This is a genomic window from Parasphingorhabdus sp. (assembly GCF_036964565.1).
GTDB lineage: Bacteria > Pseudomonadota > Alphaproteobacteria > Sphingomonadales > Sphingomonadaceae > Parasphingorhabdus.
The window spans coordinates 98,619-110,877 of the sequence record NZ_JBALTN010000008.1; the positions used below are offsets into that span (position 1 = coordinate 98,619).

The 12,259-nt window shown below is 61.4% G+C and carries 12 protein-coding genes; 5 read left to right on the forward strand and 7 right to left on the reverse strand.

Features of this window, described 5'->3' with window-relative positions; translation table 11 throughout:
* The first annotated feature begins 166 nt into the window (after positions 1-166).
* Positions 167-748, forward strand: coding sequence for a TetR/AcrR family transcriptional regulator (locus V7650_RS12585; protein ID WP_335656595.1), 582 nt, complete (start codon positions 167-169; stop codon positions 746-748).
* A 245-nt stretch (positions 749-993) separates the two neighbouring features.
* On the opposite strand, the gene V7650_RS12590 is transcribed toward V7650_RS12585, so the two are convergent.
* From V7650_RS12590 to V7650_RS12605, 4 genes are read right to left on the reverse strand one after another with little or no spacing between them, the layout of a single operon-like run.
* On the reverse strand, positions 994-2,154 hold the full coding sequence (locus V7650_RS12590; RefSeq protein ID WP_335656596.1) for a M24 family metallopeptidase: 1,161 nt from the start codon (positions 2,152-2,154) through the stop codon (positions 994-996).
* 57 nt (positions 2,155-2,211) lie between these two features.
* Complete coding sequence (locus tag V7650_RS12595) at positions 2,212-3,363, reverse strand: serine hydrolase domain-containing protein (RefSeq protein ID WP_335656597.1); 1,152 nt, start codon at positions 3,361-3,363, stop codon at positions 2,212-2,214.
* Positions 3,364-3,365: 2 nt separating this feature from the next.
* Positions 3,366-4,193 (reverse strand): S-formylglutathione hydrolase, encoded by an 828-nt coding sequence (fghA, locus tag V7650_RS12600; RefSeq protein WP_335656598.1) that lies wholly within the window; start codon positions 4,191-4,193, stop codon positions 3,366-3,368.
* A complete protein-coding gene (locus V7650_RS12605; RefSeq protein WP_335656599.1) occupies positions 4,193-5,302 on the reverse strand; it encodes an S-(hydroxymethyl)glutathione dehydrogenase/class III alcohol dehydrogenase in 1,110 nt (369 codons plus the stop codon). The genes fghA and V7650_RS12605 overlap by 1 nt, the downstream gene beginning before the upstream one ends.
* Positions 5,303-5,537: 235 nt before the next feature.
* On the opposite strand from V7650_RS12605, the gene purU reads away from it, so the two are divergent.
* The 3 genes from purU (at position 5,538) to V7650_RS12620 (ending at position 8,470) form a co-directional block, all read left to right on the forward strand.
* Positions 5,538-6,404 carry a formyltetrahydrofolate deformylase gene (gene purU / locus V7650_RS12610; protein ID WP_335656600.1) on the forward strand — a complete coding sequence of 289 codons (867 nt, stop codon included), beginning with the start codon at positions 5,538-5,540 and terminating at the stop codon, positions 6,402-6,404.
* Positions 6,405-6,482: 78 nt separating this feature from the next.
* Entirely contained in the window at positions 6,483-7,631 is a 1,149-nt protein-coding gene (locus V7650_RS12615; protein ID WP_335656693.1) for an acyl-CoA dehydrogenase family protein, read from the forward strand.
* Positions 7,631-8,470, forward strand: coding sequence for an FAS1-like dehydratase domain-containing protein (locus V7650_RS12620; protein ID WP_335656601.1), 840 nt, complete (start codon positions 7,631-7,633; stop codon positions 8,468-8,470). Before V7650_RS12615 ends, V7650_RS12620 begins: the two co-directional genes overlap by 1 nt.
* Positions 8,471-8,573: 103 nt before the next feature.
* Here V7650_RS12620 and V7650_RS12625 read toward each other — a convergent pair whose 3' ends face one another.
* Together V7650_RS12625 and V7650_RS12630 are read right to left on the reverse strand one after the other, a co-directional pair.
* Complete coding sequence (locus V7650_RS12625; protein WP_335656602.1) at positions 8,574-8,855, reverse strand: hypothetical protein; 282 nt, start codon at positions 8,853-8,855, stop codon at positions 8,574-8,576.
* Between the two features lie 535 nt (positions 8,856-9,390).
* The gene (locus tag V7650_RS12630) at positions 9,391-10,287 is read right to left on the reverse strand and encodes an SDR family oxidoreductase (RefSeq protein ID WP_335656603.1); all 897 of its coding nucleotides are present in this window, start codon (positions 10,285-10,287) and stop codon (positions 9,391-9,393) included.
* Between the two features lie 719 nt (positions 10,288-11,006).
* On the opposite strand from V7650_RS12630, the gene V7650_RS12635 reads away from it, so the two are divergent.
* Positions 11,007-11,168 (forward strand): hypothetical protein, encoded by a 162-nt coding sequence (locus tag V7650_RS12635; RefSeq protein WP_335656604.1) that lies wholly within the window; start codon positions 11,007-11,009, stop codon positions 11,166-11,168.
* Positions 11,169-11,733: 565 nt separating this feature from the next.
* On the opposite strand, the gene V7650_RS12640 is transcribed toward V7650_RS12635, so the two are convergent.
* Positions 11,734-12,252, reverse strand: coding sequence for a hypothetical protein (locus V7650_RS12640; protein ID WP_335656605.1), 519 nt, complete (start codon positions 12,250-12,252; stop codon positions 11,734-11,736).
* Positions 12,253-12,259 lie beyond the last annotated feature (7 nt).

Here is a 12,259-nt window from a genome sequence, read left to right on the forward strand (position 1 = left end):
GCGCCGCAGGCAACCCTACGCGGGATTTCGGACGTACAATATTTCGACCTTCGCCAGCGTAATAGGAGAACATTTATTCTCTTATTGATGATTGGTCAAGATCGTTTATATAGCCTTTTCACCCCTTACATTGCAGCGAGTCATGCCCAAGCGAAGCCCGGAACATATGAACGCTCAGCGAGAGCGAATTCTTCGCGCCACGATTCGCTGCATCGGGGAGTTGGGCCTGGAAAAGACCTCGATTGCAACGATCCGCAGCAAGGCCGACCTCAGCACGGGCGCGATCTACAAACATTTCGGAAGCAAGGACGAAATCGTCACGGCGGCACTGCAGTTTGCCGCTATGGATCCGGCCGAGGTACCCCATCGCTGGTCGCCGCTGCGGGACGATTTGGCGACCCTGGAGGAGCAGCGCGGCTTTGACGTGACAACGATCGCCAGGGCCAACCTGGAATTGCTCGCCAGTGGTCTTCGCCCGGGCCCGATGCGGGACCTGCTGAAGCCACAGATGGAGCAGGCTCTTGTGCTGTTGGCAGAGCGACTGTCGGCCATGGAGAAATCCGGTGAAATCCGGCTCAAGATGAGCGCGCTGCGCACAGCAACCTGCATGATCGCACTGACCGACGGACAAACATGGCTGGGCCTGGCTATTGAACGGGAACTGAAGGATATTTCCGCGGACATCGCGGCGGGGTTGGAATGTCTGGTCGAGCCAGTTCGTCCAACATCGCCCGATATTTTCGAATAGGCTTCATTCCGGCGAAACAGCAGTCCCGAAACCCGTCCCATTGTACATTTTTTGATCGATGCAACTTAAGCAGATCAGTCGGGAACATGGCGTTGCGATACTGCCCGCCCTCCCCACGCTCGCCTCCGAGTAACATTCGTTTGCTGTTGATGTTGCGGACCGGCGGGCGAGATCGGGCCGGATGCAGGAGAGATTTTTGCTGCGACGGGTTTTCCTCACCCTTCCGAGAGCATGGGATATAAACCCTAATCAAACGGCCGATACAGATCCTGTTGCGGCCTGGTGAACCACTCCGGCCCCGAGTCCGTCATGTAGAAATGATCCTCCAGCCGGATGCCGAACTTGCCCGGTACCACGATCATCGGTTCGTTGGAAAAGCACATGCCGGTCGCCAGCGGCGTGCGGTCGCCCTTCACCAGATAGGGGCCCTCATGGATATCGAGGCCGATGCCGTGGCCGGTACGGTGCGGAAGGCCCGGCAGGTCGTAGTCGGGACCGAGACCGTGGCTGATCAGCACGTCGCGGGCGGCCTGGTCGACCGCTTCGCAAGGCGTGCCGATAGCAGCGCGATCAAAAGCGGCCTGCTGGGCTTCCTTTTCGATATGCCAGAGATTTTCGATCTCACTGTCCAGCTTTGACAGCGCATAGGTTCGGGTGATGTCGGAATTATAGCCGTCGATCGTGCAGCCGGTGTCGATCAGGATCAGCTCGCCGTCCTGCAGCGCCGGATCGCCGGGGACGCCGTGCGGATGCGAGGTCGCCTCGCCGAACTGGACCGCGCAGAAGCTGTTGCCGCGATCGGCCCCGCCAGCGCGGTGCAGGCCGTCGATTTCGGCGATCACTTCGCTGGCCTTCATGCCCGGCTTGATCCACTCGAAGATTATCTGGTGGACGGAGAGGGTGAGCTGCATCGCCGCGATCATCAGGGCGATTTCTGCCGGGGATTTTGTTGCGCGCAGCGGGGCGATGATCGCGGCGGCAGAGTCGCAGGCGATCGGCTGGTCGCACTGGCCGAGCGCATCGACCAGACGCGCGGCGTGGCCGTAGGAACATTCGGGGTCGAGCGCGCATCGCCGGCAACTCTGTTCGGCCAGCAGCGACGCGATGAGCGCGAACGGGCTTTCATGCTCCTCCCAGAAGGCCATGTCGGGGATCTGGGGAAATTTGGCGCTGATTGCCGATTCCTCAAATTTCGGGCAGATGAAGATGATGCTGTCGGCGCTGATCAGGACGCCGACAACGCGCTCGCTTTCGTAGAAGGCATCGCCGAAAAAATAGCGCATATTGCTGCCCGGCGTGATCAGCACCGCATCAATCCCTGTGGCCGGCATCGCCTGGCGGAGCCTGTCGAGTCGCTGTTTCCGTTCGGCGTCGCCGATCGATGGGGGTCGCGAGACGGTAGTCATGGTTGAATCTCCGGAATGTGAACAGGCGCGGGGTTGCGCCGCAATAGCATGACCTGGCTATCCTCGCCGATAGGCGGCGGATTCCACCGCTGCCCGGACGTGCAACGCGGCCTCGTCCGCAAAAGGCAGAAACTGCATCAGCACCAGGCCGGCGAGATCGCTGGCACAGTCGATCCAGAAATAGCAATTGGGCAGTCCGGCCCAGGCCAGGCTGCCGGCGGCGCGCCCGTCCGGACCGGTTTCCGGGTTGATCAGGAAACCGAGACCCCAGCCACAGCGCATGCCGGGAAACGGATCATAGTTGCCGGCGAGCAGCGGCGCGACGCTTTCCATCCGGCCCGCGCGCATCGCGCCAATCTGGTTTTTACTCATGATGGCAACCGTCTCCGCACTGATGATCCGCTCTCCGTCGAGCGTGCCGCGGTTCAGGATCATCCGCATGAACCGCATATAATCTGCCGCCGTCGAATAGAGACCGCCCCCTCCGGAGTGGAATTCCGCTGCATCGCCGCCGCCAATCTCGATCGGGAACGGTATAAGAGCATCTTCCTGACGGGACAGCAGCGGGACCCTGCGCTCGATATTCTCGGACGCGACAGAAAAGCCAGTGTCGGACATCGCCAGCGGCGCAAAAATATGGTCTTCCATATAGGCGCCGAGTGTCTGGCCGCTGACGGATTCGACCGCGCGGCCGAGCCAGTCGGAGCTGACGCCGTAGAGCCAGTCGCTGCCGGGTTCGAACATCAGCGGCGCCGAAATGCTCGCAATGCTGCCGGGGGCGACCTTGCCCTGGGCTTTGGCCATGTCGGCGCTGGTGAAGGAATAGCCGAGACCGGAGCTGTGGGTGAGCAGGTGGCGGAGGGTGATCGGCTTGCTGGCGGGTTCGACGACCGGCTGGCCGTCCGGATCGAAGCCTTTCAGCAGGTCGGGGCGCGCCAGTTCGGGCAGCACCGCACCGATCGGATCGTCCAGCGACAGCAGGCCGCGCTCGACCAGCTGCATCGCCGCAACCGATGTTACCGCCTTGGTCATCGAGGCAATCTGGAATATGCCGTCGAGCGTCATCGCTGTTCCGCTGGCCGGATCGGCAAGACCGGATGCGGCGGACGCCAGCACGGAATTGCTGTTGCCGACCATCGCGACGGCGCCGGCCACCGGCTGCTCAGCCAGCGCCTGATCGAGGGCTTCCTGCAGGTCCAGCGGCCGCATGGTCACAGCCGCTCGGCGTGCCAGCGCAGATGGTCGTCCATGAAGGTCGAGATGAAATAATAGCTGTGGTCGTATCCTTCGCGCATATTGAGGGTGAGCGGGATATCGGCGCTGGCGCAGGCTTCGGCCAGCAGCTGCGGTTTCAGCTGCTCGGCGAGGAAATTGTCGGCGGTGCCCTGGTCGACGAGGATATCGGCGACGCGCGCGCCATCCTCGATCAGTGCGCAGGCATCATAGTCCCGCCACGCCGCCTTATCTAGGCCGAGATAGCGGCCCAGCGCCTTCTTCCCCCACGGGCACTGGATCGGCGAAACGATCGGCGAGAAGGCGGACACGCTTTTATAGCGGCCCGGATTGCGCAGCGCGATCGTCAGCGCGCCGTGACCGCCCATGCTGTGACCGAAGATTCCCTGGCGTGCCATGTCGACCGGAAATTCTGCGGCGATCAGTTCGGGCAATTCCTGTTCGACATAGCGGCGCATGCCGAAATTCTTTGCCCATGGCGCTTCGGTGGCATCGACATAGAAGCCGGCACCCTGCCCCATGTCCCAGGCGCTGTCATCGGGCACGTCCTGGCCGCGCGGCGAGGTATCGGGGGCGACGATGATCAGGCCGAGTTCGCTGGCGGCGCGGCGATATTCGCCCTTCTCCATGACATTGGCGTGGGTGCAGGTCAGGCCGGACAGATACCAGAGCAGCGGCAGCTTCTCGCCCTCGACATGGTCCGGCACATAGACCGCGAAGGTCATCTCGGTGCCGGTTGCGCTCGACTCGTGCGAGTAGACGCACTGGGTGCCGGCGTGGCTGCGGTTTCTGGAAACGGTCTCCATCAGAATACCACGACGCTGCGGATGCTTTCGCCGGCGTGCATCAGGTCGAAGCCCTTGTTAATCTCTTCCAGCGTCAGCGTGTGGGTGATCATCGGATCGATCTCGATCTTGCCGTTGACATACCAGTCGACGATTTTCGGAACATCGGTGCGGCCGCGCGCGCCGCCGAAAGCGGTGCCCTTCCAGACCCGGCCGGTGACCAGCTGGAACGGCCGGGTGGCAATTTCCTTGCCGGCTTCGGCGACGCCGATGATGATGCTTTCGCCCCAGCCGCGGTGGCAGGCTTCGAGCGCCTGGCGCATCACGTCGGTATTGCCGGTACAGTCAAACGTATAGTCGGCGCCGCCGTCGGTGAGTGCGACCAGATGCTCGACGATATCGCCCTCGATCTTTTTCGGATTGACGAAATGGGTCATGCCGAATTTCTTGCCCCATTCTTCCCGGTCATCGTTGATGTCGACACCGATGATCTTGTCCGCGCCGACCATCCGTGCTCCCTGCAGCACGTTGAGGCCGATACCGCCGAGGCCGAAGACGATGACATTGGCGCCCGGCTCGACCTTCGCCGTGTTGACCACCGCGCCGACGCCGGTGGTGACGCCGCAACCGATGTAGCAGCTGGTGTTGAACGGTGCGTCGGTGCGGATCTTGGCGACCGCGATTTCCGGCAGGACGATGAAGTTGGAGAAGGTGGAGCAGCCCATATAATGGTAGATCGCCTCGCCCTTGTAGGACATGCGGCTGGTGCCGTCGGGCATCAGGCCCTGGCCCTGGGTCGAGCGGATCGCGGTGCACAGGTTGGTCTTGCCGGACAGGCAGCTTTTGCACTGGCGGCATTCCGGGGTGTAGAGCGGGATCACATGGTCGTCAGGCTTGACGCTGGTGACGCCGGGGCCGACTTCGCGGACGATGCCCGCACCCTCGTGGCCGAGCACGCTGGGGAACTTGCCCTCGCTGTCCAGTCCGTCGAGCGTATAGGCGTCGGTGTGGCAGATGCCGGTGGCCATGATCTCGACCAGCACCTCGCCGGCTTTCGGGCCCTCCAGATCCAGCTCGACAATCTCGAGCGGTTTCTTGGCTTCAAATGCAACGGCGGCGCGGGTCTTCATAATTTCTGATTCCTTCTTGTGACCGGATGATCCTGTTGTGCCGGTATAGGCACGGCGGTCGCCAAGATAAACGGCTTAATTGCCGGCCGGCTCGCGCGGCGCGTCGGGCGGTGGCCTGCAGTCGGCCAATGCGAATAGCTGCAACCGGGACAATAATCGGCATCAGGGCCCGAATAAAGGTCTAGCCAGACTCGCCCATTCATCGCATGAAGCGCGGACGTTCATGGGTGGGAATATGCAGATACCGACAGACCGACAGATATTGACCTTGTCCTGCCCGGACCAGCCGGGGCTGGTCGCCGGCATGGCCAAGATACTGGCCGATCATGGCGGCAATATTGTCGATTCCCAGCAATATAATGACAGCGAGACGCACCGGTTCTTCATGCGCGTGGTGTTTGATCTGACGGAAGGCGCCGATGCCGGGACGCTTGCCGATGCCTTTGCTCCGCTCGCCGCGGACAGGCAGATGCAGTGGAAATTGCGGCGCAGCGACGAGCGGCCGAAGGTGATGATCATGGTGTCGAAGTTCGACCATTGCCTGGGCGACCTGCTCTATCGCCAGCGGATCGGCGAGCTGCCGATGGACGTCGTCGGCATCATCTGCAACCATCCGCGCGAACTGCTCGGCACCACCTTCATCGGCGACATACCCTTCCACCATCTGCCGGTCACCGGAGACAGCAAGCCGCAGCAGGAAGCGCAGGTCAAGCAGCTGGTCAGCGACAGCGGCGCGGAGCTGGTCGTGCTGGCGCGCTACATGCAGATCCTGTCGGATGATCTGGCGAGTTTTCTGTCCGGCCGCTGCATCAATATCCACCACAGCTTCCTGCCGGGCTTCAAGGGAGCCAAGCCCTACCACCAGGCGCATGCGCGCGGCGTCAAGATGATCGGCGCGACCGCCCATTATGTGACCGCCGATCTCGACGAGGGCCCGATCATCCACCAGGACGTCGAGGCGATCAGCCACACCGACACGCCGGAAGCGCTGGTCAGCAAGGGCCGGGACATCGAGCGGCGGGTGCTGGCGCAGGCGGTGCGCTATCATCTTGCGGACCGCGTGTTCCTGAACGGTCACAAGACGATCGTTTTCAAGGACTGACGTTTATGGCGGTGGCTCTCGATGCTAGCGTGGGCGAAGGACGCGGGCAGCGCGGAAATGAACAGGGAACGGCAACAGATGCAGGATTATAGCGACATACGCGAGGAGGTGGCCAAGCTATGCCAGACATTTCCCGGCGAATATTGGCGGGCCCGCGACAAGGCTCGGGAATATCCGAGCGAATTTGTCGCGGCGCTGGGAGAGGCCGGCTATCTCGCGGCGCTGATCCCGGAGGAATTCGGCGGCGCCGGATTGCCGATCTCGGCCGCGGCGGCGATTCTAGAGGAGATCCAGGCGCAGGGCTGCAATGGCGGCGCGGTGCACGCGCAAATGTATATCATGGGCACGATGCTGCGCCATGGGTCCGACGAACAGAAGGCGCAATATCTGCCGAAGATCGCCACCGGCGAACTGCGCCTGCAGGCCTTTGGCGTGACCGAACCATCAAGCGGCACCGACACGCTGGCGCTGAAGACCGTGGCGAAGCGGGACGGCGACGATTATGTCGTCAACGGCCAGAAGCTGTGGACCAGCCGCGCCGAGCACAGCGACCTGATGCTGCTGCTCGCCCGCACGACACCGCGCGACCAGGTGGCGAAGCGCACCGACGGGCTGTCGGTGTTTCTCGTCGACATGAACGCGGCCCGAGACAAGGGCCTGACCATCCGTCCGATCGAGACGATGATGAACCACAGCACCACCGAATTGTTCTTCGACAATATGCGGGTGCCGGCGGCCAATCTGATCGGCGAGGAAGGCAACGGCTTTCGCTATATCCTGTCCGGCATGAACGCCGAGCGGCTGCTGATCGCGGCGGAATGTATCGGCGATGCCAAATGGTTCATCGAGAAGGCCACCGCTTATGCCAAGGAGCGGGTGTTGTTCGGCCGGCCGATCGGCCAGAACCAGGGCGTGCAATTCCCGATCGCCCGCGCCTATGCCCAGATGCGCGCCGCCGAGCTGCTGGTCCATGAGGGATTGCGCAAATATGAGGCGGGCGAGAATTGCGGCGAGGAAGCCAATATGGCCAAGATGCTCGCCGCCGATGCCAGCTGGGCGGCGGGAGAGGCCTGCGTCCAGACCCACGGCGGCTTCGGCTTTGCCGCCGAATATGATGTCGAGCGCAAGTTTCGCGAGACAAGGCTCTACCAGGTCGCCCCGATCAGCACCAACATGATCCTGTCCTATGTCGCGGAGCATGTGCTGGGCCTGCCGCGGAGCTATTGATGGGCGGCTGGGCGGACTGGATCGGCAGGAGCGAGACGCGCAGCGATGTCATTACGCCGGGGCTGGTGGCACGTTTTTGCGCGACGCTGGACCAGCCGGTGACGGAGGCAATTCCGCAGGGGCTGCACTGGTGCCTCTGCCTGCCCGATGCGCCGACCAGCGAACTGGGTGACGACGGCCATCCCGCCAAGGGCGGTTTCCTGCCGCCAATCCCCCTGCCCCGCCGGATGTGGGCGTCGAGCAGCGTCTCCTTTAATGCACCGCTGCGGATGGGAGACGAAATCACCCGGGTTTCGACCATCGCCTCGATCGAGGAGAAGGCGGGGAAATCCGGCACATTGGTGTTCGTCGGCGTCGACCATGAAACCAGCGTAGCGGGCCGGGCGGCGGTCCGTGAAAAACAGAATATCGTCTACCGCGAGCCCGCCGTGGTCACCGCTTCGCCCAAGCCGGCGGCAGCCGAAACCGCCGACCTTGGCGGCTGGGACTGGCAGCAGACCATCATTCCGTCCGAGGCCCTGCTGTTCCGCTATTCCGCGCTGACCTTCAACAGCCACCGCATCCACTATGACCGACCCTATGCGGTCGAGGAAGAGGGCTATTCCGGCCTGGTCGTACAGGGGCCGCTGATGGCGACCCTGCTGTTGCAACTGGCCGCGAGCGAACTGGGCCATGACCGGCTGTCCCGCTTTTCCTTCCGGGGCCAGGCGCCGGCCTTTGCCAATCGCGCGCTGCATCTGGTCGGCCAGCGCAAGGGCGAGAATATAAATCTCGCGGTGCTGGGCACGAATGGCGAGGCAGTGATGACCGCCGAGGCGGCGATCCAGCAAGCGCGCTAGCGAAGTTTACAAAGACGTCCGGTTTTATTTTCCGTGATCTTTGTCTTAAACTATTGAGCTTCTTTCTCTTTTGGACCGCGTGATCGATGCCGAGTGTGACCTTTCAGGACGGCTTCCGATCCATTTGCATAATATCCAGAATGTCAAAGAGCCTGTCCTGAGTCGGGTGCAAGACCGGTTCGCAGAATATCCGATGGGGCGGTGTGTAGGAAAGCGGAAATGGCGTGTCCTTGCGAGGATCGGCAGGCGACATGGCAATCCAGGGCGTCTTGCCGGGATCGTTCCGCATCACCGCCCTGGATTGCCGCGCTGCGCTCGCAATGACGAAATAGCTGCGTTGGTTGATCTCCGTTTGTGCTGCGCCTGTCGAAGCACGCGCACTCATCCTTCGACAGGCTCAGGACGAACGGGAGAGTGGAGGACGGATGAAAATTTCTCGCGCGAAGACGCGAAGGCACGAAGATGCGGATTACGCTTCGAACCTGGTGGCGAACGGGTGGGATCCTGAAGCGAGTTCAGGATGACAAAGGGATCGGTCATTGCGAGGAGCCGCAGGCGACGCGGCAATCCAGGGCGTCTTACCGGGATCGCCCAGGATTGCCGCGCTGGATTGCCGCGCTGCGCTCGCAAGGACGAATGATGCGCCTTGGTCTAACGGGAGGGTGGGAATGGCGGTTCAGGGTTTCTGCGCTGTGCCGGCCAGTCCCCTGATCCACGCCAGATAAACCAAGAGAAGCCCGACGGCCGGGTCGCAAAAACCGTCGGACTTCTCCCGGATACCCTGAAAGGGTTGGTGCGGCACCGCATCTGTATCGAGTGAAATGCTTGATCTGATTGGTGCCGCAGGGATTTGTTAACCCAATTAATTCGCCGGGACTGTGATGTTTGTCACGGATCGTAAAAGAAATGTGGCGACCGACTCAGACCGTGCGCTTGGCGCGGTCCTTCTGGTTCTGGCCCTGGATCGCGTCCTTGGCGGCATTCCATTCATCGTCGCCCCAGGCGAGCAGCTGCGAGAAATTGCCGCCGCCGGCGAGATAGCCGCCGCCGTCGATGGCGATGGTCTGGCCGGTCAGATATTCGGCGCCCGGACCGAGCAGGAAGGTGGCGAGATTGGCCAGTTCGTGCATTTCGCCGGGCCGGTTGATCGGTGCGCCGCTGCGCTTGCGGTCCTCGTCGCTGCCGGTCGGGTTGAGCCGGCTCGACATGCCCTCGGTCGGGAACAGGCCCGGCGCAATCGCGTTGAGGCGGATATTGTAGCGGGCCCATTCGACCGCCAGGCTCTGGGTCATGACGTTGATCCCGGCCTTGGACATTGCGCTGGGCACGGTGAAGGCGCTGCCGTTCCACACCCAGGTGGTGAGGATCGAGACGACATTGCCGCGGGTCTTGCCCTCGATCCAGCGCTTGCCGATATCATGGGTCATGTAGAAGGTGCCGCGGAAGACGATATTGGCGATCGCGTCGAAGCCGCGGATCGAGAGGTCCTCGGTGCGGGAAATGAAATTGCCCGCCGCGTTGTTGATCAGGCCGGTGAGCGGGCCGTGCTGCTGCCAGATCAGGTCGTTCATCTCGCTGATCATCTCGGCGCTGCGGATATCGCAGGGGTGCGGGACGACCTTGCCGCCATGTCTTTCGACCAGCTCTTCTGCGGTGGCCTGGCAGACTTCTCCGCGCCGGCCGCAGATATGGACCTCTGCACCCAGCTTGAGCAGGCCTTCGGCCATTTCCTTGCCAAGGCCGGTGCCGCCGCCGGTCACGAGAATGCGTTCGCCCTGCATCAGGCCGTCGCGGAACATGAGTTTGCTGGTGTCCATATCATCCTGTCCTGTTTGTTGTTGGCCGGATCATGCGATATGAGTCGGCGCAGTCAAACTAGCAGTATTGATGCCGGTGGGAAGCTGGTCAATGGGACAGGCTGGTTCGGCCAAGGAACAGCGAGCGCGGCACAGGTCCAACGAAAAACGGGAGCTTATCCGAAGATAAGCTCCCGCTGCGCCTCTGTTGGGACTGCCTTCCTCTTGCGATTCCGGCGGTCGCTTGTTCGGCGTCCGGCTTCCGGGAAAGTTGCGTTGATGGTTGGTGGTTTTCCGCGTGTCGGCTTGCGCCTGTCCGCTTCGGTTTCCAACCCGCATCTGGTCCGGTTGCCTGATGATCTTCGTCCGTCTGATCCGTTCGGGCTTGCGCCTTCCCTTTTCGGGCTTTCTCCGATCATCGATCCAGAGATCGGTATCCTTTTCTTGCGAAAAACAAACCGGTCGTCTCGACCATCTTCCGGGTCCCGGGCTGTCCTGCGGGTCATCGCTGACTGGTCGCTGGTTCGTCCGTTTCCGTTCCGATGACTGATATATGACTCCAGATGCCGAGTCGCTCCTAGCGGAAACACACAAGTTATCCACAGGCCTTCCACTTAGCGGTGGAAAACTGCTGCTGATATGGTGGATAATTTCGGAAAAGCGCCCTTAAGCGCCAAATCGGGGAAAGTTGTCCGCTGGTCCGGCCCTTCGGGTGGGAGGGGATGGGAAGGACCGGACCGTTGGACCAATCCCGGCGCCGTCATCGGGAGGAGGAGGAAGCGGCAACCGGGACTGTAACTGGTTTGTCAGACCTGAACCGTAGAAAGCAAAATGATGCTGCTGACGGACAGGGCGGCGACAATATTGAAAAGCGTTTTCATGGATTTTTTCCCTTGTTTTAACGCCTGACAAACATCTCTTTTCCTGCGTAACTTATGAGGGGCAGATGGTCGTGTCGCGACAAGGTTTCAATTGAAAACGGAGCCGAACTAGTTGCATGATATGCAACTGGAGCGCCGTATTGGCGGGTGAAGGCGTGATGGATCAGGTACCATTGTTATCGAGAGTTTGATTCAGGAGCAGCAATCCAAAGCGGCGGGCACAGTCGCCCTAACAGGCAAAGCTTACCCCTTCTCCCTTGAGGGAGAAGGATACAGGGAGAAGGATACAGAGCATTATGACCCCGGACTTGTTCCGGGGGCATTAGGCGGCGTTGGATGAGGGTGTTCTGTACTCTGAAGCGCAGTACACCCTCATCCAGCTGCGACTAGGCAGCAAGCTGCCAAGTCTGCGCGTCCTTCTCCCTCACGGGAGAAGGGAAAATCGGGACTGGGGCTAGCAATCCACCCAACTCCCCCGATTATCGTCATCCTGAACTTGTTTCAGGACCCCGTGAGATTGCGCGGTGCCGATGGAGATCCTGAAACGAGTTCAGGATGCCGTGGGTGGACTGCCGGATGGCCGAATCTATTTGCTTTCGGTGAACGCCAGAACGCCGCGGGACTGTTTGCCCGAGATTTCGGTCAGCGCCAGCGAGAACGGATCGCCCTTGTCGGTCTTGCCGGACAGCGTGGTGCCGTCGCGGGTCACGGCAAAATCCTTGGCGGACATTTGCGTTTCATACCAGTCGGCGAGCGTGTCGACGGCGACCGGGGCCTTGAAGCCGATCTGGACTTTGCCGCCCTCGCCTTTCGCGTCCTCAATGTCAAAGCGGGTGATCTGGCTGCCGGGATAGAGATCGATATTGTTCATGTCGAAATCTTCGCTGTCGAGCGTGATCGACGGAAGATCAATGTCCATCGAAAACCCGTCGGCCTTGACCGAGAATTTGCTTTCCTTGCCGTCGCCGCCGATGCGGATCTTTTCAGATGCCGGCTTGCTGTCGTCGCTGAAGTCGATCGATACCCGGGATTCGTCTTCACCCTTGCTGCAGGCGGAAAGCGCGAGCGGCAGAGCCGCCAGCAGAATCGTATATTTGAGGGACATGATAATG